The sequence below is a fragment of the Sediminispirochaeta bajacaliforniensis DSM 16054 genome (assembly GCF_000378205.1).
GTDB lineage: Bacteria > Spirochaetota > Spirochaetia > DSM-16054 > Sediminispirochaetaceae > Sediminispirochaeta > Sediminispirochaeta bajacaliforniensis.
Genome location: NZ_KB899425.1, coordinates 35850 through 57602 on the forward strand (window position 1 = coordinate 35850; position 21753 = coordinate 57602).

General features: G+C 44.7%; 25 protein-coding genes and 1 pseudogene. 13 read left to right on the top strand and 13 right to left on the bottom strand.

Annotation, left to right across the window (positions count from 1 at the left end; genetic code table 11):
* Positions 1 to 74: 74 nt before the first annotated feature.
* Positions 75 to 569 (bottom strand): GNAT family N-acetyltransferase, encoded by a 495-nt coding sequence (locus F459_RS0117290; RefSeq protein ID WP_020613970.1) that lies wholly within the window; start codon positions 567 to 569, stop codon positions 75 to 77.
* Positions 570 to 762: 193 nt separating this feature from the next.
* Between F459_RS0117290 and trpS the strand changes: the two genes are divergently transcribed.
* Together trpS and F459_RS0117300 are read left to right on the top strand one after the other, a co-directional pair.
* Complete coding sequence (trpS, locus tag F459_RS0117295; protein ID WP_020613971.1) at positions 763 to 1845, top strand: tryptophan--tRNA ligase; 1083 nt, start codon at positions 763 to 765, stop codon at positions 1843 to 1845.
* 39 nt (positions 1846 to 1884) lie between these two features.
* Positions 1885 to 2334: a secondary thiamine-phosphate synthase enzyme YjbQ gene (locus F459_RS0117300; protein WP_020613972.1), complete on the top strand. Its 450-nt coding sequence runs from the start codon at positions 1885 to 1887 to the stop codon at positions 2332 to 2334.
* 2 nt (positions 2335 to 2336) lie between these two features.
* On the opposite strand, the gene F459_RS0117305 is transcribed toward F459_RS0117300, so the two are convergent.
* The 5 genes from F459_RS0117305 to F459_RS0117325 all read right to left on the bottom strand — a co-directional run bounded on the left by F459_RS0117305 (position 2337) and on the right by F459_RS0117325 (position 6420).
* On the bottom strand, positions 2337 to 2951 hold the full coding sequence (locus F459_RS0117305; RefSeq protein ID WP_020613973.1) for an HD domain-containing protein: 615 nt from the start codon (positions 2949 to 2951) through the stop codon (positions 2337 to 2339).
* Between the two features lie 106 nt (positions 2952 to 3057).
* Positions 3058 to 4104, bottom strand: coding sequence for an endo alpha-1,4 polygalactosaminidase (locus F459_RS0117310; RefSeq protein ID WP_211214023.1), 1047 nt, complete (start codon positions 4102 to 4104; stop codon positions 3058 to 3060).
* A gap of 67 nt (positions 4105 to 4171) precedes the next feature.
* The gene (locus tag F459_RS0117315; RefSeq protein ID WP_020613975.1) at positions 4172 to 5044 is read right to left on the bottom strand and encodes a methyltransferase domain-containing protein; all 873 of its coding nucleotides are present in this window, start codon (positions 5042 to 5044) and stop codon (positions 4172 to 4174) included.
* Between the two features lie 60 nt (positions 5045 to 5104).
* Positions 5105 to 5632 (bottom strand): peptide deformylase, encoded by a 528-nt coding sequence (gene def / locus F459_RS0117320; protein WP_020613976.1) that lies wholly within the window; start codon positions 5630 to 5632, stop codon positions 5105 to 5107.
* Positions 5629 to 6420, bottom strand: coding sequence for a nucleotidyltransferase domain-containing protein (locus F459_RS0117325; RefSeq protein ID WP_020613977.1), 792 nt, complete (start codon positions 6418 to 6420; stop codon positions 5629 to 5631). Before F459_RS0117325 ends, def begins: the two co-directional genes overlap by 4 nt.
* Positions 6421 to 6532: 112 nt before the next feature.
* Between F459_RS0117325 and F459_RS0117330 the strand changes: the two genes are divergently transcribed.
* From F459_RS0117330 to F459_RS24295, 3 genes are all read left to right on the top strand, one after another.
* A complete protein-coding gene (locus F459_RS0117330; RefSeq protein WP_020613978.1) occupies positions 6533 to 7222 on the top strand; it encodes an epoxyqueuosine reductase in 690 nt (229 codons plus the stop codon).
* A gap of 27 nt (positions 7223 to 7249) precedes the next feature.
* Positions 7250 to 7456: a hypothetical protein gene (locus F459_RS24290; RefSeq protein ID WP_020613979.1), complete on the top strand. Its 207-nt coding sequence runs from the start codon at positions 7250 to 7252 to the stop codon at positions 7454 to 7456.
* A gap of 122 nt (positions 7457 to 7578) precedes the next feature.
* Positions 7579 to 7881: a PhzF family phenazine biosynthesis protein gene (locus tag F459_RS24295; RefSeq protein WP_020613980.1), complete on the top strand. Its 303-nt coding sequence runs from the start codon at positions 7579 to 7581 to the stop codon at positions 7879 to 7881.
* Between the two features lie 4 nt (positions 7882 to 7885).
* On the opposite strand, the gene F459_RS0117345 is transcribed toward F459_RS24295, so the two are convergent.
* Positions 7886 to 8413 (bottom strand): peptide deformylase, encoded by a 528-nt coding sequence (locus F459_RS0117345; protein WP_020613981.1) that lies wholly within the window; start codon positions 8411 to 8413, stop codon positions 7886 to 7888.
* A gap of 142 nt (positions 8414 to 8555) precedes the next feature.
* Here F459_RS0117345 and F459_RS0117350 point away from each other — a divergent pair, with 142 nt between their 5' ends.
* The 7 genes from F459_RS0117350 (at position 8556) to F459_RS0117380 (ending at position 16241) form a co-directional block, all read left to right on the top strand.
* A complete protein-coding gene (locus F459_RS0117350; protein WP_020613982.1) occupies positions 8556 to 10013 on the top strand; it encodes an FGGY-family carbohydrate kinase in 1458 nt (485 codons plus the stop codon).
* 47 nt (positions 10014 to 10060) lie between these two features.
* Positions 10061 to 10837, top strand: coding sequence for a DeoR/GlpR family DNA-binding transcription regulator (locus F459_RS0117355; RefSeq protein WP_020613983.1), 777 nt, complete (start codon positions 10061 to 10063; stop codon positions 10835 to 10837).
* A gap of 175 nt (positions 10838 to 11012) precedes the next feature.
* A complete protein-coding gene (locus F459_RS0117360; RefSeq protein WP_020613984.1) occupies positions 11013 to 12017 on the top strand; it encodes an autoinducer 2 ABC transporter substrate-binding protein in 1005 nt (334 codons plus the stop codon).
* A gap of 75 nt (positions 12018 to 12092) precedes the next feature.
* Complete coding sequence (locus tag F459_RS0117365; RefSeq protein WP_020613985.1) at positions 12093 to 13622, top strand: sugar ABC transporter ATP-binding protein; 1530 nt, start codon at positions 12093 to 12095, stop codon at positions 13620 to 13622.
* Positions 13606 to 14619: an ABC transporter permease gene (locus tag F459_RS0117370; RefSeq protein ID WP_020613986.1), complete on the top strand. Its 1014-nt coding sequence runs from the start codon at positions 13606 to 13608 to the stop codon at positions 14617 to 14619. The genes F459_RS0117365 and F459_RS0117370 overlap by 17 nt, the downstream gene beginning before the upstream one ends.
* 11 nt (positions 14620 to 14630) lie before the next feature.
* Positions 14631 to 15656, top strand: coding sequence for an ABC transporter permease (locus F459_RS0117375; protein ID WP_020613987.1), 1026 nt, complete (start codon positions 14631 to 14633; stop codon positions 15654 to 15656).
* Positions 15657 to 15677: 21 nt separating this feature from the next.
* Complete coding sequence (locus tag F459_RS0117380; protein ID WP_026295085.1) at positions 15678 to 16241, top strand: SIS domain-containing protein; 564 nt, start codon at positions 15678 to 15680, stop codon at positions 16239 to 16241.
* A gap of 85 nt (positions 16242 to 16326) precedes the next feature.
* On the opposite strand, the gene F459_RS0117385 is transcribed toward F459_RS0117380, so the two are convergent.
* The 3 genes and pseudogenes from F459_RS0117385 to F459_RS24760 form a co-directional block, all read right to left on the bottom strand.
* The gene (locus tag F459_RS0117385; protein ID WP_020613989.1) at positions 16327 to 16782 is read right to left on the bottom strand and encodes a GFA family protein; all 456 of its coding nucleotides are present in this window, start codon (positions 16780 to 16782) and stop codon (positions 16327 to 16329) included.
* Between the two features lie 43 nt (positions 16783 to 16825).
* On the bottom strand, positions 16826 to 17308 hold the full coding sequence (locus tag F459_RS0117390) for a GNAT family N-acetyltransferase (protein WP_020613990.1): 483 nt from the start codon (positions 17306 to 17308) through the stop codon (positions 16826 to 16828).
* A pseudogene (locus F459_RS24760) lies at positions 17305 to 17436 on the bottom strand (IS256 family transposase); the annotation flags it as partial. The pseudogene F459_RS24760 and the gene F459_RS0117390, both read right to left, overlap by 4 nt.
* A 123-nt stretch (positions 17437 to 17559) precedes the next feature.
* Here F459_RS24760 and F459_RS0117395 point away from each other — a divergent pair.
* On the top strand, positions 17560 to 17925 hold the full coding sequence (locus tag F459_RS0117395) for a VOC family protein (RefSeq protein WP_020613991.1): 366 nt from the start codon (positions 17560 to 17562) through the stop codon (positions 17923 to 17925).
* Positions 17926 to 18119: 194 nt separating this feature from the next.
* Here the strand turns inward: F459_RS0117395 and F459_RS0117400 are convergent, their stop codons facing one another.
* From F459_RS0117400 to F459_RS0117410, 3 genes are all read right to left on the bottom strand, one after another.
* Positions 18120 to 19481: an MATE family efflux transporter gene (locus F459_RS0117400; RefSeq protein ID WP_020613992.1), complete on the bottom strand. Its 1362-nt coding sequence runs from the start codon at positions 19479 to 19481 to the stop codon at positions 18120 to 18122.
* Positions 19482 to 19489: 8 nt separating this feature from the next.
* Positions 19490 to 20470 (bottom strand): helix-turn-helix domain-containing protein, encoded by a 981-nt coding sequence (locus tag F459_RS0117405; RefSeq protein ID WP_245540218.1) that lies wholly within the window; start codon positions 20468 to 20470, stop codon positions 19490 to 19492.
* A gap of 157 nt (positions 20471 to 20627) precedes the next feature.
* Complete coding sequence (locus F459_RS0117410) at positions 20628 to 21752, bottom strand: acyltransferase family protein (RefSeq protein ID WP_020613994.1); 1125 nt, start codon at positions 21750 to 21752, stop codon at positions 20628 to 20630.
* Position 21753: the final 1 nt, after the last annotated feature.

Sequence of the window (21753 nt, forward strand, 5' to 3'; positions counted from 1 at the left end):
GTAACCTACGTTGTGAGGCGTGAGGTGTACATGATAAAAGCTGCGATGGAGTTGGCAAAATCTGCGTTTCTTGATTACTCGTTTGCCAGTTTGATATAGTGGGGAATAATATCGAGATACTCGTTGTTTTTTGCCAGGAAGCCTTCCGGGATCGTACCCAACTGGGAAAAGCCAAGCTTTTTATATAAATGCAAAGCAACGTGATTTGTTGCAACCACGGCATTGAATTGAAGAATTCTGAAACCGCATCGTCCTCCGGTTTTGATAGAGTGCCGGACCAGGAGCTCGCCGATATGCTTCCCCCGTTCTTCTTTTCCGACCGCATAGGAAGCATTTGCAATATGGCCGCACCGTCCTATATTGTTGGGGTGTAATATATAGAGACCGACGACTCGATTGTCCTCTACTGCCACGCCGGTGAAGCTTTGTTCACCAAAGAAGGTTGAAGCGGTTGCGGGGATAAGAGGCTCCGTTTGGGGAAAGGCCAGCCCCTCTTCCACCACAGCATTCCAGATTGTTATCATTTCATCTATGTCATCTTCGGTGAACTCTCGGATGGCAATCTCCACGTTGCATCTCCTTTTTCACATGATGCTATCTGAAAGGCTGAAGATGTTCCATAGTAAACACTCACCGATTTTTTATCTCTTGATCACACAACAATCAATCCTGGAATGGGCGAGGTGACGGCTCTTTGCCATACTATGTGCTTATGGTAGAATGATGCCAATAGTAACAACAGCAGGAAAAGAGGAAGAGCTTATGGCGGAAGAACAACTTGACTACGGGACCTTTGAGGCAACTTTAGAGAAAAGCAGGAAGCTTGAAGCGGATCTTCAGGTTCATCCGGAAAACTATAAGGTTCTAACCGGTGATAGACCCACGGGGCGTTTGCATATCGGCCATCTGTTCGGGTCTCTTCAGAATCGGGTGAGGCTGCATAAACTTGGGGTTTCTACCTTTATTGTGATTGCCGATTACCAGGTTTTGACCGATCGCGATACCTTTGATAACATTTCTGAGAATATTCGGCAGTTGACGATAGATTATATTGCCGCAGGCATAGACGTTACCGACGGAAAGACTTTTATCTTTCCGCATAGTCATGTTCCGGAGCTTAATCAGTTGCTCCTTCCTTTTTTGACCCTTGTCACCAATGCCGAGTTGGATCGCAATCCAACTGTAAAAGAAGAAATTGCCGCTTCCGGTCAGAAGCGGATCAATGCGGGAATGTATACCTATCCGGTACATCAGGCTGCCGACATCCTTTTCTGTAAGGGATCGGTTGTTCCGGTCGGTAAGGATCAGTTGCCCCACCTCGAACTTACACGGACCATTGCAAGGCGCTTCAATGACCGTTTTGCAGGAAAGAGGCCTGTTTTTCCGGAGCCTCAGCCCCTTTTAAGCGAGGCTCCCATCATACTCGGCCTTGACGGCTCACAGAAAATGAGCAAGAGCAGAAACAACGCAATCATGCTCAGTGCTGACGAAGATGAAACCGCACGGCTGATCAAAAAGGCAAAAACCGATTCCGAACGGCACATTACCTATGATCCTGAACACCGCCCGGAAGTTTCAAACCTTTTGTTGCTTATCTCCCTGGCAAGCGGCAGGAAGCCGGAACAGATTGCAGAGGAAATCGGCGACGGTGGTTCCGGCCGGCTGAAGAGGCTTCTCACCGATTCGCTTAATGAATACCTTCGGCCCTTAAGGACGAAACGCAAGGAGCTGGAGCAGAATATTGACTATGTTCGTGATGTACTTCGTGGCGGGGTTGCGGCGGCTCGGGAAGAGGCAATTAAGACCCTCGAAGAGGTACGTACCGTCATGAATATGACGATCTGAAATCACAATTGCACACAATTGTGGTAGAAGGGGCACCGTATGGCCGTATTTACGAAAAAGGTGGAGTATAGCCTTAAGGGGCGGATGTCGAAACTCCTCATTGACGACACAATAAAACAGGTGGTGTCTGAAAGTGGAATCAGAGAAGGCTATGTCATGGTCTTTGTCGCCGGCTGTGTTGCAGCCCTGGCAGTAACGGAGTATGAACCGGGAATCGTCAAACATGATTTGGATTATCTCTTTGAAAAAGGAATGGGAATTCCCTATGGCCAGGGCTTCGCAGACGGCACCCCCTACAAACATCATGAAACCTGGCATGACGACAACGGTTCAAGCCATCTCCGCTCACTGCTGTTGCATCATTCCCTTTCCATTCCTGTTTTGAACCACGAGGTCATGCTTGGCCCTTGGCAAAACGTTTTACTGATCGAATGTGATACAGGCCCCAGGAACCGAACGCTTTGGTACCAGGTTCAGGGGGAGGTGTAGCCTTACTCCTCTTTCGCCAGGTAGCCCTTTTCCACGCAGGTCTGTAACAGCTTTTTCACAAAGTCCCAGATCTCTTTCGATCCTTCTTGTATATGCGAGGTTTTGTCGATTACCATTTGGTAGGTTACGTTGTATTTTTTCCACGTACCCCCCTGGGTCATGTAATTCTGGACAAGGGGCTCTAATCGGTCGAAGACCGTCGCAAATTTGGCTTCGTTTGTTTCTCGTTTTTCAAATTCTTTCCAAAGCGATAGAAAATATGCTTTTTGGTCATCTTCCAAAAAACCGAAGATTTTTTCTGCTGATTTCTCCTCTTCGATATGGGCTGCCGAGCGTTTGGCAGAATAGAGGAAGGTGTCTCCTGCATAGACCTCCACAATATCGTGGATAAGGAGCATGATGATGACCTTTTCTATGTTCACTTTGAAGTTCGCATATTCTTTTAAAAGGATGGCAAGAACGCTGATGGTCCAGGAGTGTTCTGCATCATTTTCGAAATGACTTCCGTCAAAGACCATTGATTTTCTTGCAATATTTTTTAACTTGTCTATTTCAACAATAAAATCAAGTTGACCTTCAAGTCGCTTGTCACTGACGAAATCGAAATTCCCATTCATTATTATCCTCCTGATGTCAACGATAGACTTTGATCTTACGATGTTTGCCGGAGGGATTCAATGGATAGAGAAAACGGGAGGATAACGGGTGAGTACAGCTTCTCTTTTATTGATCCTCAAAATACTCAAAGGCATCGATGATATCGAGATAGGCTCCATCAAAGCCGGCATCAAGTATTTTCTTCACATATGATTGATCATTTCCATATATAATTGCTTTCCAGTCATGTTCCCAATAACGAACTTTATAGTTCCCCACCCATTTGGGATTTTCCTCTGTTAGCCAACTTGGTGACTTCATGTTCCATTCGTTTTTCCAGTAATATCGATAATCTTCTGCTTCTCCTATACTCAAATAGCAAAGCACCAGCCTTCTTCCTCCATTAGCCTTCTCTTTTAAGGAGGCAACGTCACGCTTCGATAGTTTTGTTGTTGGACTTCCGTCGTAAAATACGTCGATAAGAAGGATGTCATAGTTTGTTGATCGAAGTTGTGATAAAAATGCCGATTTATCTGTAAAAGCGCTTTTGTTTTCCGAAGGATCGATTACATACAGAAAATTTTTTGCATCTGATAGGGTATTAATATCCGATGTATTTTCATTGTAAGGATTTTCTGGGTAGTCAGGAATAGCGTCTAATGCTCTATGATGGGCGGTAAATGAAATATATCCTCTTGCTGCATTTTTTCGATATGAATCATCGATTTTTTCCCTTTCGCTACAATAGTCGGTTACCAATACTTGTACCCCGTTTGTCTCGGCAAGGTCCATAAATAGCAGCATTTCTTTTCTATCTGGTTCCAGCGTGGCTATGTTATCTTCGGTGTATCCATAGTACAAATCCTCTCTTCCTATTCCGTCAATTGCCGACACATATGAATCAGAAACAGAAGCCTCTGCTTCTCCTGTTTTCGTTAATAGCTCATGTCCGTTTTGCGGTACTATGATGAAGCCGGGGTTTATTCCCTTTGCATAATAACTTACCTCTTCAACGAATGTTCGCATTTCTTGGCGGTAATCTTTCGGGTCTGAGGCAAGGATATCGCTGGTGTGATTAAGGCAGGCAGATAGGGAGAGACAAAAAAGAGGCAATAGTGTTAAAGAGAGAAATTTTGACATTCTGGGGTCTCCATGTTCCAAAGGAATAGACATAAAGTAACAATACACCATTTTCTAAAAAAACTGAGAACGAGGGCACACACGCCCCTTTTGAACAAGGTCAGGACAGGCGGTCGACCCTGGTAACGGATACCCCAGAAGTCCGGAAAATATATTGAGTTCGATAAAAGCGACTATCGATGAGTTCCTGCTCCGCTGGTAAGCTGGGTGCGTAAAAGAAACTTCCCCCAATAGTAAGAGAATGTAAAATATCTTGGAAACGATCCAGATATGCGAAGCTCCTTTCCGGTGCATAGATCAGGGCGTGAATGAAATGATTGCTGAAGCTCATATTCGCAATCACCGTGCCCCAAGTCTCTGGTTTCAGGTCGAAGTCGAACCACGTGGAGTGGTAACAGAAGTTCGTTTCATCGTCCAAAAGCCGGTCGATTCCGAAAGCCTCGATCCCAAGGCCACGGAGATGACGCACCAGGGCTGCCGAAGGCCCACACCCTATATCGAGAACCGGCTCTCTTAACGCCGTGGTCTCGATTCCCAGTGCCTGAAGTTGAAAGCGGGGATCGTATTCTGCATTGACTACTCCTCCGATTTCCGGTATCCCAGCCAGGGCTGTACGAAATTCCTGCGGGTAATAACGGGCGATGATATTACCAAGCGCTTCCAGATGATCGGCATGAACCGCTTTTGCCTGTCCGGGGGAGAACCGTTCCCAGGTGCGCCGGTAGAGGTTGCGTAACGCCTTTAGGGCCGTCGTATCCAAATCCAGGTACTGATTCACTGAATAGAGACTTCTGACGACAGCATCGACCGCCTCGTCGAGTTCAGCCTCCGTTGGCCCTCTGCCGGAAGCCTTACGGGCCAGCAGCTCTGATACAAAGTCGGCGTCCAATCTGGCGATACCTGCAATATCCCGGTAGAGTAGATTCAACGAACGGTTGGCGAAAAGCTGACGATAGATAGAGTTTTTCAGCATGCTACTTCTTCATCCCGGCCTGATCGGCTTCTATCCATACATTGCGGATGCATACCATCCTTATTGTGATCTTGTTGCATTGCGCAGGTATGCTACCGGAAGGCGTTCTTTCGTGTCATCGTTGAACACATATTCATCACTCATCCTATCTATAAACAAAACCCCGCTGAGATGGTCGATCTCATGCTGAAAGCAGCGTGCCATTCGATCATGTGCGTCAACGCTATGGAGCTCGCCGAATCGATCTTGATAGCTGACCTTGATACGCTGATGACGTTCGACCTGTCCCCAAAAGCCCGGTAGTGAAAGGCAGCCTTCGTAGTCAATTGAGCTTCCCGAAGCCTCGACTATCCGCGGATTGATCAATTCATAGTATTCACCAAGATAGTCGATAACGACAATCTGCTTAAGCAGTGCAATTTGAGGAGCAGCGAGAGCTGCTCCTCCTCCATGTTCGTGTAGCGTCCGGGCTATGCAATCAATTTTATCATGCAATCCTTTGTGAAACACCGCAACCTCCGAACAAACGACACGAAGCCGGGGATCGCCAAAGCGTATTATTGTCTCTATTTTTTTGTTGCGACTCATAGATACTTCTTTGCTACATCATCCAAATATGCTACAGCAGCCTTTTCTGCCTGTGTATTATACCGGGAGCTTTCGAATTTGTGCACCTCTCGCAGCTCTTTATAGAGTTCGATGAGCATCTTTATTGCTGAATAGCATGATCCTTTGTCGTAACAGGCAACCGTTGCCTTGAGTCTATCGAGATATTCCGGTGCGTCATACTCGATCTTTCGTACGCCTTTCGGCTGCTTTCCTTCTTTTTGCAGAATGAGAGGGCCAATAACACTCTGACGCAAAAATGAAATAAACTCTATTGTTTCAAAGATTTCACCGCGTCCAATCTTTGTCGCCCCGTAATGGATCCAAACCCAAAATCTTTCCTCGATCCATTGGATGTCGGGAAGTGGAAACTTTGCCGGCTCCTCTTTGAGCTTGGCGGATATTCGCCCGCCTCGTTCCCACAAGATGCTGACATTTTCGACTCGGTGCGCAATATCATCAAGAGAGACAAATTTCACATCGACATGGAGCAGGGGATTGCCATATAAGCAGATAAGGACTCGTGGCTCACCGACGTGATCTCCGGTAAAGGCCGAGAGCAGAGTTCCCAGATGTTCCACCATGTCGAATCTCTCGGCCATGACCTGCTCATAACGATCTGGTTCGACGGCGACGACGAAATCAATGTCGGAAAATTCATCCATGGTTTTTGTGATGAAGGATCCGGCACAGGCAAGGCCGACAATCCTTTCATCACGCTGAAAGTATGCAAGAGCATGTGCAATAAATGCCTCATGTAGCTGTAACATGGCCTTTTCTCCTTTCCCTTATTGTGCAAGTAATAATCAGTTTATCCCTATCTCTGCGTACATGTCGATGCCCATTGTATTCTATGGTATTCTGAAAAAGGAGAGGTCTTTTATGATTACAGCAGAAACGATTAAAGAACAGGCAGGTGAACTTGGGTTTGATCTTTGCGGAATTGCTCCTGTTGAACGCTTTTCAGGAGTTTCGCAAAAGAGTGATCCTGCGCACATTATGGAGGGATGCCGTTCCGTAATTGTTGTGGCGAAAAAATTTCTGAATAGTACCACTACCATATATTCATCTATCCCGTATACAATTATCAGAAACCAGTTAAGCAGCTTCATAGATATAAAAACCGTAGAGCTATCCTATTTTCTGGAATCTGCAGGTGTAAGGGCTGTTCCCACGGGTGCCATTGAGCCTTGCAATTATGATTCCAGTCTTAATAGGGTTGTAGGACTCATCTCATTGAAAAACGCAGCCTATCAGGCTGGGCTTGGCGTGATAGGCAAGAACACCCTTTTACTAACCCCCAAGTTTGGAAACATGGTCTGGCTGGGAGCGGTTCTAACCGATGCCTCTTTAACACCTGATGAGGTGATGACCTATTCTCCATGCAACAATTCCTGCCGATTATGTATAGATGCCTGTCCTGCCAATGCTCTGGACGGAGGTGCATTTATGGATCAAAAGAAGTGCTGGAATTTTGCCTTTGGAGAACCGGCGGAAGGCGGTGAATGGAGGATCAAATGCTATACGTGTCGGTCGGTCTGTCCATTTTCAAGGGGATATCAAATCGCCTAGCGGTGTTAATGATCAAGGAGGATTGGGATGCACAAAATGAGTTACAAATTTAAAAAAATGGATGCATTTGCAACGGAATATTCCGACGGTAATCCTGCCGGTACGATTTGGTTGACTGCAAAACAGGATATTAATGAAAGTCAAATGCAAAAGTCGGCAAGTTTACATATAAGTAACGGTAGTGTGTATTCTCAATTGCCGATCAAACTCATTGATGCCGGCTTCGTACGTTAATTGTTCCAATAATATCACTGGAAACAATTACCAGGATTGAGCCTGATATTAATCATCTAAATGATTTTTGTGTGGATAACTAAATAGATATTATTGAGGTTTTCACAAGAAAAACGGCGAAAATGGAAAATGACTACCGTGTGAGAGTCTTTGCGCCAATGTTTGGCTATTTGGAAGACCCTGCTACAGGATCGGGAAATTCTGCTTTGGGCTACTATCTAATGAGTAATAGCATGTGGGACAAAAAAATGTTGAGGATTGAGCAGAATAATTCAATGGAAAGCTTTAATCTTATACAATTACAAAGGAAAGAGGACAGTAACAAAAATCAAAGGGTACTGTTTGGCGGTGGAGCCAATAAACGAATAGAAGGGGAATATCACCTATACCCAGAAAACTTTACAGACTCATACTATTCTCTGTAGTCTTTCAGTCAACCTGCCTGACAAAGTAGGGTTTATTCTCTTCAAATACAGATCGGTAGATAACGCTCTTTTGATCTATGGCCCGGTCGATCGCCAGGATACCATCTAAGTGATCGATTTCATGTTGTAATAATTCCGACCGGGAGCGGTCAAGATTTTCCCATCGATGTTCCCTGCCCAATGCATCCTGGTATACGATGCTGATCGATGTATATCGTCTGACCTTCACAAGAAGATCGGGAAAGGACATACAGTCGTCCCAAAGCAGAAAGGTCTCCTCCGAATGGCTGGTGATAGCGGGGTTGAAGATCGAGAAGGTCTTTCCTTCGAGGTGCAATGCAATGACGCGCTTTGAGATTCCGATCTGAGGAGCGGCGATGGCTCTGCCGAACCCTTTTTCGGCCCTGAACGCTTCGAGAGCCTTTTGCAAAGGTTCATTTTCCCTACAACGCTGTGTATCGGGCGGAAGGGAAACACGGGCTGCTTTTTCGCGTAACCGCGGATCTCCGAGTAATAAGACGTTCGTTTGCATGACCATCTCCTTTCTTATTCATCTGCGGCATAACATGAAAATATACCACCTTCAACCTTGTACCTTGGAGGCTTCTGTTTGTTGAATCGTTATTGGTGATGTTATACTATATTTCTACTCGTGGGAATGAAATGAGGTCCAAATGAGCTTTTTAGGAATTGATATTGGTACAAGCGGAACTACTGCTTTGCTTATAGGTGACTCAGGTAAGGTTATTTCCGTTGGTTCTGTTTCCTATTCCAGAATCTACCCTCGGGCGGGATATGAGGAGCAGGTCCCCGATGAAATCTGGAATGGGGTGTGCGGCGCCATACAGCGAACCTTGAGGGAAGCCGTAGATGTCGAGGAGATCCGGGGCGTGAGTATGGCCAGCCAAAGGGGCTCCTTCATTCCCGTCGACAGCCGCTTCCGTCCCCTCGCAAATGCGATCGTCTGGTCCGATATGCGGGCAAAGCAAGAGGCTGAGGCTCTTGCCCGTGAGATCGATGACGATGCTCATGCAGAGATGGTAGGTTGTCTTCCCTCTTTTCTTTGGACGGCATCGAAGATACGGTGGCTTGTTCATTCCTATCCCAAGCCGGAGGACATCTTTGCCTTTTGTAATGAACAGGAGTGGATCGGACATATGCTTGGAGCCGATCTCTTTGCCACGTCTCCCTCTGCCCTAACCATGAACGGTATGATGGATGTCAGATCATTTGACTGGGCAGACACGATCCTGGATCATATAGGGATTACCAAGGCGCAATTACCGAGGATTGAGCAGTCGGGGATCTGCATCGGTGCTGTTTCGGCATCTGCCGCCGAGGCAACGGGGCTTACCGCAGGAACTCCCATTTTCCTCGGAGGGGGCGACCAGCAATGTGCGGCACTCGGCACCGGGACCCTATCCGAACATGATATCCATATGAGCCTTGGGACCGGGGGGGCTATCGTTTCTTTGCAAAAAAATCTTCCGGCAGCCAAGAAAGGGATGATAATCGGAGGACATGTTTTTGCAAGGAGCTGGGATTACGAGACGCTTTTGCTTTCTGCCGGAAACGGTTATGCTTGGCTCCGGCAGATCATCGGCAGTGAAAAGCTATCGGAAATCGATGCTGTATTAGAAAACGAAAGGGACGGCACCGATGTGTTGTTCTTTCCGTTCCTGGCGGGACAGGCAGAGTATGGCACTTCCGATCATTCGACGGGCGTATTCTGGGGTATTCGCTCAGGTTCCACTGCAGAGGATCTTGCAAAAGCTGTCATGGAAGGAACCGCCGACGAGATACGCATGAAGCTTGGTCTCTTTTTCGACAATGGAAAGCCCATTCATGTGACTGGTGGATGTTTTTTCTCTGATTTTTGGAGTCGTATGATAGCGACAAAAATTCATCGATCTTTGTCGATACCTGTTTGCCAGGAGTGCACAGCCTTGGGTGCTGCCATGATTGCGGGTGTTGGAAGTGGATGGTTTTCCGATTATGCGGAAGCTGTTTCTCAATCTGTTTCCATTGATAGGGTGATTGATCCCGAGCCGGATTGGTTTCCTGCAATGGATGCAAGCTATGAAAGGTTCATTGCTTTGTATAAAAAATTTCAAGATGTAGATTTATTTTGATAATATGTTAATATATTCACATTCTTGAGGTATATGGAATGACAAGAATGGGAAAACAGAATCAGAGAGCCGTTGAGATAGTATCTCTTTTAAAGGATGGGCAATTCCTCAGTATTCAGGAACTTGCTGCCCGTCTTCGTGTTTCTTCAATGACGATCCGGCGAGATCTTGAAAAGCTTCAGGAAAATCGGATTATCAAGCAGGTTCCCGGCGGTGCAATCATCAACGATGCAAGTACCGTCGATAGAAACTCATCTTACTCACTTTTATCAGAGTCGTGTCTTAATCGAAATGCCAAGATACAAATTGGGAGAAAGGCGGCGGAGTTGGTCTGCCCCCATGATTCCATCATCATAGATTCAGGAACCACAACGGAGTTTCTTGCGAAGTTTCTTCCCGACAATATCGAGCTTACCGTACTTTGCTATACCCTTAATGTTCTGTTTTCGATTCTCGAAAAGAAGCAGTGCAAGAAGGTCCTTGCCGGTGGACATTATCATGAGAACACCATGTTGTTTGATTCTCCCGAAGGGATACAGCAAATCAGGCAGTTCCGTGCTAATAAAGCGTTTATCGGTGCAACGGGATTTAGCAGTCAGCTGGGAATTACCTGTTCGAATGAAGGGGAACCCATTATTAAGCAAACGGCATTGGAGTCGAGTCAGGAGAAGATCCTCATGATCGATTCCAGTAAGTTCGATTTTGTCAGGCCATATTATTTTGCCGAGCCCGAAGCCTTCGACATTATCATTACCGATACCGGTATTCCGGATGCATATAGAAAATACCTCGAAGATCTTGATGTTAATCTTATCCTCGTGTGATTCCTTATAAATAGTTTTGTGACAATAATTACATGATTATCCATGTTCCTCTGCTTTTCTTTCTTGACAAATCCATTTTTTGGGGATAAATATGGATGTATAAGAAAATTTATTAACAAAATAACGTAAAAATCATAACAAATGATATGGTTTTGAAAACCAAAGGAGAAGTGTTGTGAAAAAGATTCTTTGTATGTGCTTCTTGGTTGCTCTTGCTGTGGGCAATGTATTTGCTCAGGGCTCGGGTGAGGCGGCTGGTGCTGCCGGGGACGGTACCACGAAGACAGTTGTAATGATTGTTAAGCAGAGTGATCCGTGGTTCGACGACATGGCTTTGGGTATCGAACAGCTGAAAAAAGATACCGGCATGAATGTGTATGTACAGGTTCCTGCCTCCGGTGATCCCTCTTTACAGATATCCATTATGGAGAATCTGATTGCCCAGAATGTGGATGCTATCTGCATCGTTCCGAATGATCCCAAGTCCCTGATTCCCACCATAAAGAAGGCTCGCGACGCGGGAATCATCGTAGTGACACACGAGGCTCCGGATATTGCAGAATATGTCGACCTTGATATTGAGGCCTTCAAGGGTGAAGAGTTCGGTGCCTTGTTTGGTGAAGCCCTTGGTAAGGCGTTGGGAGGCAAGGGGCAGTATGCCGGCTTTGTCGGTGGACTGACGATGACCACCCACATGGAATGGTATGCTGCGGCAACGCAGAAAATTGCAAGTGACTACCCCGGTATGCAGAATATCTCCAAGGAACCCTATGAGGATAGCAACAGCATCGACACGGCCTATAGCAAGACCGTTGAAATCCTGAAGGCATATCCGAACATCAAGGGCTTCTTTGATTGTTCCGCTCATGGTGTTGGAATCTCTCAGGCGCTGAAGGACAAGGGCCGAACCGATCTTAAGGTCGTGTCCCTTGCCGTCCCGTCTATGTCTTCAAATTATATAAAAGATGGTAGTATGAGTACGGGATTTGCCTGGCGCCCTGCCGATGCCGGATATGCAACGGCAGCTGCGGCCCTCATGCTCATTAATCAGGAGACAATCGAGACCGGTACCGATTTACATGCTACCGGCTATGAGAATGTGACTCGGGAAGGAAATATTGCCTATGGATTTGCTCCATTGGAATTTACCCCCGAGAATGTCGACAACTATAATTTCTAATCATTGCTGTCGAGGCCAGTTGCAATACCTTGGGCTCTGCAACTGGCCTTTTCGTATGAGAAAGGTCGGAATGTTATGAATGAAGAGCCTTTGCTGGAATTCAAAAAGATAAACAAGTATTTTACCGGTGTTCATGCTCTGAAAAATATTGATTTTCGTTTGGATAGGGGAAGCGTCCATTGTCTTGCGGGGGAGAACGGTTCGGGAAAATCCACATTGGTAAAGATTGCTTCCGGAGTATATACGCCGACTAACGGAACAATTTCTTTGCATGGAACGACATATGAGAAGCTCAATCCCAGCATGGCCATGAGCCAAGGTGTTCATGTGATCTATCAGGATTTGTCGTTGTTTGAGCACATGTCGCTTGCTGAGAATATTGCAATAAGCAAAATACACCGTGATGAAAAATTTGTGCGGCAAAGTCATATCATGGCGATAGCGGAAAAGCAAATTTCCAAGATTGGTGTCGACCTGGATTTGCATGCGACGGTCCGTGAATCTTCCATGGGAAACAGGCAGATTGCCGCTATTTGCCGTGCCTTGGCCATGGATGCAAAAATCCTCTTTATGGATGAACCGACAACCGCTTTGACACGACAAGAGGTCGAACGCCTTCTGGATATTGTCGTTGATCTGAAACGTTCGGGGCTTTCCGTTATCTTTATCAGCCACAAATTAGACGAAATTCTGCAGGTATCCGATATCATTACCGTTTTTCGGGATGGCAACAAAGTAGGTGATTTCCCTGCCGGGGAGATGACTGCCAAGAAATTGTCATTTTATATGACCGGCAAAGATGTTGTGTATCCGAAATATCAAAATTCCGAGACGAAGCGGCAGACACTGTTGCAGGTTCGGAACCTAAAAGCAAATAAACTGTCCAATATATCCTTAGAAGTAAACAAGGGCGACATTGTAGGCGTTGTAGGTCTGCTTGGTTCCGGCAGGTCGGAATTTGCATTATCCCTATTTGGATTAAATCCTGCCAAAAGTGGAACCATCACCCTAAATGGAAGGGAATGTACGATTGCAAATGCCCAGGTTGCCAAGGAATATGGCATTGCATTATTACCGGAAGATAGAAGCACGCAAGGCTTATTCTTACAGAAGACGGTTTGTGAGAATATTTCTTCGGCCATGATAGATAGCTTGGCCGAGAAAAGAGGCTTTTTTGATTGGCGCAAGGAACGCAGCATAGCCGAAGAGGGCGTCAAATCGATGAACATCAAGACACCGTCGATCGCAACACTGATTGAAAACCTGTCCGGAGGAAATCAGCAAAAGGCTGCAATTGCCAAATGGATTCGTACCAATCCCACTATACTCATCATGGACTCTCCGACCGTAGGGATAGATATCGGCTCTAAGGCCGAAATCTATCATGTCATTCAGGATCTCGCCCGATCCGGTATCGGTATCATCTTGATTTCTGATGAAGTGGAAGAGATTCTCACCAACTGCAACAAGGTGGTGGTCTTCTCGAATGGTAAGGTTTCGAAGACCTTAGGTGCCGCCGAACTACATGAAGCAGGAATCGAAAAGAAATTACAGGAACTGATCAGCCTCGGTGCAAGGAGGAAGCAACATGCTGAAAAGGCATAATGGTATTACCAATACGGAAATGGCCCTCTTTGCTATCATCCTCATCTATTCCATTGTAGTTGGAGTGGTGAATAGCGGATTCTTCAATATTGATACACAGTTCGATATCATTCGCTCCTCGTCCTACGTCATGGTGCTGGCAATGGGACTACTTGTCGTTATGCTGAGTGGAGGCATTGATATTTCCTTTATGGCAATGGCCTTGTTCGGTAGCTATACAGCGACAAAGATCCTGGTATCGACGGGTTCTTCCAGTATTCTACTTGCCTTTGCAATTTCCATGGGAGTTGGCATCGGCTTGGGGATTATCAACGCCTTACTGGTTAGCTGGTTACGGCTTCCTCCATTCATTATCACCCTTGGGACGTCGAATCTTTTCCACGGCGTTATGGCGACCTTTATCGGCGCGAAAACCTATGGCGGAGGAAGATTACCGCCGAGCTATTCCAATTTCGGATCTTCAACCCTATTTAAGGTTCATACGGATATTGGCGATGTGGGGCTAAGCACCAGTATCCTTTTTGTGCTCGGAGCGGTGTTGCTTACCTACTTTTTAATCTACCGCACGACAGTGGGACGGGGAATTGTTGCCTTAGGAAACTCTGAAGAAGCCACTAAACGAATTGGATACAAGCCCCTCCTCTTGCGAATTGTCGCCTATGGATATATGGGCTTTCTTGCCGGTTGTGCGGGTATGATCTATGTATGCCAGGTGAATGCAGTATATCCCGACAAGATGGTTGGAAATGAGTTGATGGTTGTCGCGGGAGTCATTATCGGCGGTGTCAGCATTAGCGGAGGAAAGGGACGAATCTTAGGCGCCCTTTTGGGAATTTTTATTATCTACCTCCTGAATTCAACATTGATTTTCCTTGGCCTCACATCTTCGTGGAATCAATTGTTTGTGGGTGCCATTCTGATTATTTCCGTTGCAGTTACTTCCTATCAGGAAAAGAAAAAGAACCAAAAACACCTGATTTTCAATGTGAGTATATAAGGAGGTGTGGTATGAAATGTGAAAAAAAGACCTTTGAGAAAAATCCTACCTCCCTGTCCTATGTGGCCATTTTATTACTGGTAGTCTTTGCCATTGTGTTTGGCAGGGCCATGTATTCGGGGCGAAACCTTTCCTCCATGGCATTTCAGATGCCGGAATTTGGTTTTGTCACCTTAGGGATGATGTTGGCGTTTCTGCTGGGCGGTATCGACCTTTCCATCATTGCAAATGCAAACCTTTCGGGGATTTTGGCCGCGCATATTTTGACAGGACAGTGGCTTCCGTTTATTCCGGAGGGCATGAAGATCCCTGTGGCAATCATCGGAGCTATTCTTGTTTCCGCTGCTTTGGGCAGTTTCAACGGATTATTGATCACCCGTTTCGGGGCTCCCTCGCTAATTGCGACCTTGGGGACCATGACGCTCTATGCGGGGATCGGTATGGCGATTACCGGCGGGAAGAGCATTGTCGGATTTCCTGAAGCCTTTACCAGAATCGGCATTGCATCCATGGCTGGTGTTCCCATCATCTTTATCATGTTTATTATCGTCGCTTTCCTCATAGGGTTTTTCTTGGAACGGTCAAGACTCGGTCGAAAGATCTATCTTTGTGGAGAGAGTCCTGTTGCTTCTTTGTTTTCGGGAATTCACAATGATCGGATCATCTTCATTGTGTTTACCATAATTGGAGTATTAGCCGGTCTGTCGGGTCTGACAATCATCAGCCGGGTAAATTCCGCGAAAGTCGGATACGGTGATGCCTATCTCTTACAGTCTCTGATCGTTTGCGTCATCGGCGGTATTAATCCGCTGGGGGGCAGGGGAAGGTCTATTGGTATCGTCATAGCGGTAATCCTGATGCAGATGCTTTCTTCTTCTTTTACCATTATGCAGTTGTCTCCCTATGCAACGAAGATGATTTGGGGCCTGATGCTGGTTGTGGTTATGGGCCTGACGAGGGAATCTGATCGCATAAGGCGGGTGTCCAGAAGAATTTCTGAAAAAGTGGGTATCGCAAAAAGGCGAAAGGATTGTTGAAGGAGTGTGGAGGAAAGAATTATGGATATGTATAAAGAGTTGTCCGAAACGATTTTGCAGGAGCATAAAGCGGTTTTTGCTGCTCAGGATATGCAGCAATATGATGCTGCTGTTGCTTTGATTGCATCCTATGAGCGTATTTTTGTCATCGGTGTAGGACGCGAGGGCCTTGCCGCTCGTTCCTTCGCCATGCGTCTAATGCATGTGGGGAAAACGGTTCACTGGATCTGGGATGATACCACCCCGGGCCTGCAGGAAGACGATCTTTTGATTGCCGTCAACGGAAGTTCCCGCATCGGTCATATTAATTATGTTATTGAACAAGCAAAAAAAAGCCGGTGTAAGGTTTTGGTCGTAACTGGATCACCTTCCGGGAAAGCCGCCTCTGCTTTGGCCGACCAGGTACTTTTTGTACCGGCAATGGTGTTCAATGGAACCGATAAGGTGGTTTCGTCCATTCAGCCTATGGGAAGCTTGTTCGAGCAGCACCTTTTCATGCTTTTTGATGTGATGATTCTCGATTTGGAGAAACGATGTAAGGTAAGTTCTGAGGAAATGGAGAAACGGCATCGAAACGTGGAGTAGGTTATCTATTCGCTTCGTACAATTCGCTCGCGACATAATACAAGGCGGAGAAGGCTTCCTTCCCCGCCTTGTTGTTTTACAGCGTCTATGGCAGTTTGTCAAAGCGGGGCACTTTTTCCAAGTCGTTGTCCCACTTGGCCCTGCTTCCCATGAAGATATGGCCTTCGGGCCTGATAGTGACTTCACTGTCAAGAGAACCTGCGGGAACAACTAAGAGTTTTCCATCCTGTTGAATATTTGGAAGTGCGGATCCACAGTTGGGGCAGAAGCTTTTGATATGCCCGGTTGATTTAAATTGATATGTTCTTACCTTATCTTCACCCGATAGCCATCTCAACTTAGCCGTGGAAGAAAATAAATTTGCCGCATGGGCAGAGCCGGTATCTTTACGGCAACGACTACAATGACATAAAAAGAAATTTTCAAAATCTCCATTTATTTCAAAGGTGATTTCACCACAAAGACAAGATCCCGTATGTTTCATATGTTTTCTCTCCTTTTTCTTCTTCTTCCTGTGTTCACTTTTTATACTCTTTTTCATGTTGTATGCCTCAAGATGAAAGCCTCTCCTTGTGCAAATGGGCTCAGAGTATATAAGAGAATCCGACACCTGGATATCTTCGGCTGCCAATTTCCAGTTGTGCATTTTCTGAGGTTATGCCTCCTTGGTTTTTGTAGAAGCTATTGTTTTTTGCATGAAGTAGGGTCCAAATAATCATGGTTTTACAACCTTTGGCCTTAAAATGGTGTTTCATGTGGCTGAGCAAAGCCGTTCCGATCCCTTTGCCTTGATACTCTGGCAGAATATAAAAGCCGATTACTTGACAATCATATGTGCCCTCTTGGCGTTTACCAGAAATAAACCCCCTGATTTGAGCATGGTCTTCGTAAAGAAATATGGTTTCCCGTTCTTGGAGTATATTGGGGCCGATGATATCGATGAAGGTGCTCTCTTTCATACGTTTGGGGTAGTCGGGATCAATAATACCCGTATATGCTTGTTCCCATGCTTTTATAATGATGTGGGCAATCGGCTTTGTATCCTCGATTGTGGCAGGGCGGATCATTTTATGGCAACCCTTCTTTCCGTAGAGGTCGAACTCGTCATATCTTCCTTTTTAATATAGGATTTGCCTGTTGTCCAGTCTTCGGTGCATTCAATCAGGTAGCAGGTCACTATTCGCAGGAAAGATTCCGCGCCGAAGAACTGAAGGTGGCCTCTAACCCTTCATCGAGATGTCCATCACTTCAGAATGCTTGTCAGTACATAATGATAAATGCTAAAGTCCATAGAGTATCTTAGTTAACGGAGAAACGTATGAAATTTTGTTGGACAACACTTCATGTCAACAATATGGAAGAGTCTTTTGACTTCTATACTAGGATTGTAGGCCTTGAGGTTGATTCACGGCTTAAACCTAATGAATCCTACGAGATAGTGTTTTTAGGTTCTCAGGAGACAAAGATAGAGTTAATCTGTGATTCTAAAGAAGGAAAAAAAGAATACGGTAAAGACATTTCAATAGGATTTGAAGTGCGCTCTCTTGATGATACTATACAGATTCTTAGGGAAGAGAGCATAGAAATCGTTGAAGGTCCAGTTCAGCCCAATCCGAAAACAAGATTTATCATTGCGTTAGATCCCAATGGTATGAGAATTCAATTTGTTGAACGGAGCTTATAATAACGGTACAAAAGATAGAAGGTAAGATGTCTTTAGTCACCTTCTGGTTACGATTATCTAAAAAGAAATGAATTAGAAAACTATCCGGAATGTCGATAAAGAAAAAAGCCAAATAGCTTCGGTGTTACACATGTCGGCTATGAAGTTGAAAGATTCCAAGAGGAATCATGAAGTTCTGGGGAGCGGGAGCCTTACTATATGTAATGGTATGTCTCTTTCTTTTTCCATATAAACAGTATTGAAACCAAAAACGTGATACCTTCCGCGGAGGGAATTGCAAGCCAAAGTCCTTCTGTTTCGAGGAAGAGGGGCAATAGCAAAATTCCGATGGAAAGGAGGACCAGACTTCTTAGGAATGAAATGATCGCAGATAATTTTCCATTGGAGAGGGCTGTAAAAAGAGCAGAAGAAAAGATGTTCACGCCACTGAAGAGAAAGGAAAAAGAGACAATCAGAAAGCCGGCTTTGGTGATCGAATAGACCCCGGAACCTTTCGATGCGAAAATTCCAGCCAGATATGGCCCTCCAGCCTCGGCGATAAAGAAAACAAGCACGGATACGGAAAGTATAAAAGAAACACAGATTTTAAATATCCGTTTCATTTGTACATGATTCTGACTTCCGTAATTGTAACTGAAAATAGGAGCAACTCCCATAGAGAATCCGATATAGAGGGTAGAAAGTAAAAATTGAGAGTAGATAATGATGGTTATGGCGGCAACCCCGTCCACGCCTATAAGCTTCATCATTGTTTTGTTGAACAAAAACGTCGTTACGGCCGAAGAGAGATGCCCCACCATTTCTGATAGTCCATTGGAAAGACTTTCGGTGATTACCGGTATAGCGATATGTGGTGTAACAAAATGAAGCGCCTTTCCTTTATTGTGCAGGAAGAAAATCACTCCGCCTGTTGTTTGGATGAGGTAGCCCATACTTGTCGCTAATGCAGCACCGCGTATTCCCATGTGCAGCGGGCCCATGAAAATGAAATCAAAGCATGCATTTGTAAGCCCAGCCGACAGCGTTAAGATAAAGCCGAGCCTGGGATTTCCGGCTGTAATAAGAAAGATTGAGAAAAGAACCTGCAGCATGTTGGCTGGTGCAAAGACAAATAGTAGCAAGAGATATTCTTTGGCATAGGGCAGGAGCACATTATTGGCCCCGAGAGCATATATAATCGGTTCAAGAAACAATAGTCCAATAAGGGTGATAATCACACCAATAGCCAGAACTGTCAGGATAATCAGTGTAAAATCTTTCCTTGCTTCAGTATCCCTTCCTTCTCCCTGTTTGCGAGCCACAATTGCACTACCACCCGTTGCAAACATGGCCCCTAAACCGACGATGATATTAATCATCGGAGTTACGATATTGATGGAAGAAAGGGCATCGGTGTTCACAAGGCGTGATACGAATATTGTATCAACTATGGTGTAGAGCCCGGAGAAAACCATCATGCATAAAGTCGGAAAAGAGAATTTGAGAAGAGAACCGACCGTATGGTTTCGCGATAGGGGATTGTAGGTATCCTTTCCACAGGCTTCTTGTGTCTGCATGTTTTCCCTCAAGTGTTTTTATGAAATATGAATTTTTGAGAAGGATATCCAAACTCGATCAAGAATTCCGATTCGATAAAACCGAGTTTTTGAAAGGTCTTCCTGTACCCTGTGTCAGCCTTGTCCCCTTCTCGATAGGTAGTAATGCTTATTTCTTTTTTTTCGTTTCGTAATATATCTATTGCTTTATCGAGAAGAGTCTCTGTAAGATCTGTTCTCCTACGGTACAGAGGATGTACTCCGAAAAAGTCGATACTTCCCGATTGGTAAGAAAGAAGCATGTTACCCACAACGATATTCCCATCATTGACAATCAATGCCTGTTTTCTGCCGATATTCTTCTTTACTACTTGTATGTATTCGTCTTCATTAAGAAAGGGATATCCATCTATTACAAGCCGTACCAGGTCCATCCATGCCGGAATATCAGCCTCTTGTGCAAACCTAATATCCAAGTGAGTATTCACGTTTTTTTTGCTAAGCATATCGAAATCCGCTTTAAAATCGAACCGTAGCTGCAGGGGGTAAAAGAGCTTCTTTTCCCTGAATGTGTTTGGGGGATACTTATACAGTGATGTAAAAATTCTGCTGAAGGCTTGTTGACTTTCGTAACCAGATAAAAGAGAAATCTCTAAGATCGACTTATCCGAGGTACAAAGCATTTTTGCGGCTTCGCTTAATCGACGACGCCTAAGGTAGTCATGAATAGTCATTCCTGTGGTTAGGGTGAATGTCCGATGAAGGTGATATGGGGATACATGAATTGCGCTGGCAATCGATTTTAAATCGAGCCTTTCGGTTAGGTGGTCCTCAATATATTCTATTGCAAGTATTGTTTTTGCGATATAGTGCATGTATATTCCCTTTGTCTGTGGAATATAGCTAATTATACGGATCGTGTTTTGACCATTATTGCTTTTTTCGATGGTATTGTCACTCGGTTTTTTTATTATACATCTTCTTATGAATTCCTGGATAGAAATCGGCATAAATGGTCGGGGCTGGATTTGTACGTAAGGACGCTGACAGGCCCGGAACGACGATATTTGCCGTGAAAGCAGCTGTACCAGAAGGTTTTTAAGCGCTTGTTCTGAAAAAGAATTTGATCTATTGGAGCAACATAAATGTTTCATGACGCAAATGCGATTATGACTTTATTCCACAAACATACCGCAGTATTTCAATTCTTTTTATTACCAATTCAAACAGGATAAAGAAAATTGCATACGTAAGAAGGACTGAAATGACAAATATGACGTAATGGTGTAAGCCTGTTTTCAGCAAGCCGTATATCACTGTGCTGAGAATCAGATAATGGAACAGGTAAAGGGCAAAGGAAGTTCGGGATAAGTATAATAATAATGGACTTCTTTTATTTATATATCTCTTTGCCATACCGATGAAAAACAGAACCAATACATACTCATCGCTTCCCTGTAGAAGGGCTAAAAGCATTTTTTCATATTTTGCAAAATGGTATTCTGAGATGATGATCCGGTGATTCAGATAGATGAATACGATGGTCAGTGTAAGAGAGAGAATCCCAAACAGGCGTGTATATTTGAGGATTGTTTCAGTACTCGTTTTTCTAAAAGCAAAGAGATAGCCTAACAAGAAAAAGGTTAAATAAACCGCAAAATTCGCCCAGTCGGAATATAAATTTTGAAGTCCGGGAAAGAAAGGACGGAGTAGTACCTCAAGGAAGATAATAACGATCATAGGAAAGAAAATATGCTCTGATAAAAAACGGCTTGCTTTTTCTATATAGGCTATTTTGTTTTGCAGAATCTTAAGCAGTACCATCAAGATTAAGGAAAAAACGAAAAGATAGGCCAGAAACCACAGATGTCCCCAACCAAGATATCTATTTACAAAGCCCTCAAAAAACTCCGGATAAAAGTCAATTATATTCCCTTCAAAATGATATGTTTTTATTGCCATGAGATAGGCAGTCGGGGGGCAAATAAAGGCAATAGCAAAACATAATGGAACCATAAGTCTCTTTACCCGTTCTAAGAGGTATTCTCTGAAATTCCTTTTTTTCAGTGCATAGAATGAAGAAAATCCTGAGACAAGAAAGAGTAATCGCATAAACCATAAATTAAGGAATTTGGACTGAATAAAATAATAAAGCGACGGTATCTGATGGTCGCTATATATATAGGCATCTCCGAGATGAGAGAAGGTAATTGCTGCATGATGTGGAATTAAAAGAGCAACTACAATGACTCGTAACCAATCCAGATAATATTCACGATTTTTATGTTCCATG

What these genes read in the sequence shown, in the direction of transcription:
- F459_RS0117315 (WP_020613975.1), bottom strand. Translation starts at nt 5,044, where the DNA reads ATGCTGAAAAACTCTATCTATCGTCAGCTTTTCGCCAACCGTTCGTTG.
- F459_RS0117405 (WP_245540218.1), bottom strand. Translation starts at nt 20,470, where the DNA reads ATGCCGATTTCTATCCAGGAATTCATAAGAAGATGTATAATAAAAAAA.
- F459_RS0117370 (WP_020613986.1), top strand. Translation starts at nt 13,606, where the DNA reads ATGCTGAAAAGGCATAATGGTATTACCAATACGGAAATGGCCCTCTTT.
- trpS (WP_020613971.1), top strand. Translation starts at nt 763, where the DNA reads ATGGCGGAAGAACAACTTGACTACGGGACCTTTGAGGCAACTTTAGAG.
- F459_RS0117305 (WP_020613973.1), bottom strand. Translation starts at nt 2,951, where the DNA reads ATGAATGGGAATTTCGATTTCGTCAGTGACAAGCGACTTGAAGGTCAA.
- F459_RS24290 (WP_020613979.1), top strand. Translation starts at nt 7,250, where the DNA reads ATGCACAAAATGAGTTACAAATTTAAAAAAATGGATGCATTTGCAACG.
- F459_RS0117345 (WP_020613981.1), bottom strand. Translation starts at nt 8,413, where the DNA reads ATGCAAACGAACGTCTTATTACTCGGAGATCCGCGGTTACGCGAAAAA.
- F459_RS0117410 (WP_020613994.1), bottom strand. Translation starts at nt 21,752, where the DNA reads ATGGAACATAAAAATCGTGAATATTATCTGGATTGGTTACGAGTCATT.
- F459_RS0117365 (WP_020613985.1), top strand. Translation starts at nt 12,093, where the DNA reads ATGAATGAAGAGCCTTTGCTGGAATTCAAAAAGATAAACAAGTATTTT.
- F459_RS0117380 (WP_026295085.1), top strand. Translation starts at nt 15,678, where the DNA reads ATGGATATGTATAAAGAGTTGTCCGAAACGATTTTGCAGGAGCATAAA.
- F459_RS24295 (WP_020613980.1), top strand. Translation starts at nt 7,579, where the DNA reads ATGGAAAATGACTACCGTGTGAGAGTCTTTGCGCCAATGTTTGGCTAT.
- F459_RS0117300 (WP_020613972.1), top strand. Translation starts at nt 1,885, where the DNA reads ATGGCCGTATTTACGAAAAAGGTGGAGTATAGCCTTAAGGGGCGGATG.
- F459_RS0117385 (WP_020613989.1), bottom strand. Translation starts at nt 16,782, where the DNA reads ATGAAAAAGAGTATAAAAAGTGAACACAGGAAGAAGAAGAAAAAGGAG.
- F459_RS0117355 (WP_020613983.1), top strand. Translation starts at nt 10,061, where the DNA reads ATGGGAAAACAGAATCAGAGAGCCGTTGAGATAGTATCTCTTTTAAAG.
- F459_RS0117330 (WP_020613978.1), top strand. Translation starts at nt 6,533, where the DNA reads ATGATTACAGCAGAAACGATTAAAGAACAGGCAGGTGAACTTGGGTTT.
- F459_RS0117310 (WP_211214023.1), bottom strand. Translation starts at nt 4,104, where the DNA reads ATGTCTATTCCTTTGGAACATGGAGACCCCAGAATGTCAAAATTTCTC.
- F459_RS0117350 (WP_020613982.1), top strand. Translation starts at nt 8,556, where the DNA reads ATGAGCTTTTTAGGAATTGATATTGGTACAAGCGGAACTACTGCTTTG.
- F459_RS0117390 (WP_020613990.1), bottom strand. Translation starts at nt 17,308, where the DNA reads ATGATCCGCCCTGCCACAATCGAGGATACAAAGCCGATTGCCCACATC.
- F459_RS0117375 (WP_020613987.1), top strand. Translation starts at nt 14,631, where the DNA reads ATGAAATGTGAAAAAAAGACCTTTGAGAAAAATCCTACCTCCCTGTCC.
- def (WP_020613976.1), bottom strand. Translation starts at nt 5,632, where the DNA reads ATGAGTCGCAACAAAAAAATAGAGACAATAATACGCTTTGGCGATCCC.
- F459_RS0117400 (WP_020613992.1), bottom strand. Translation starts at nt 19,481, where the DNA reads ATGCAGACACAAGAAGCCTGTGGAAAGGATACCTACAATCCCCTATCG.
- F459_RS0117325 (WP_020613977.1), bottom strand. Translation starts at nt 6,420, where the DNA reads ATGTTACAGCTACATGAGGCATTTATTGCACATGCTCTTGCATACTTT.
- F459_RS0117395 (WP_020613991.1), top strand. Translation starts at nt 17,560, where the DNA reads ATGAAATTTTGTTGGACAACACTTCATGTCAACAATATGGAAGAGTCT.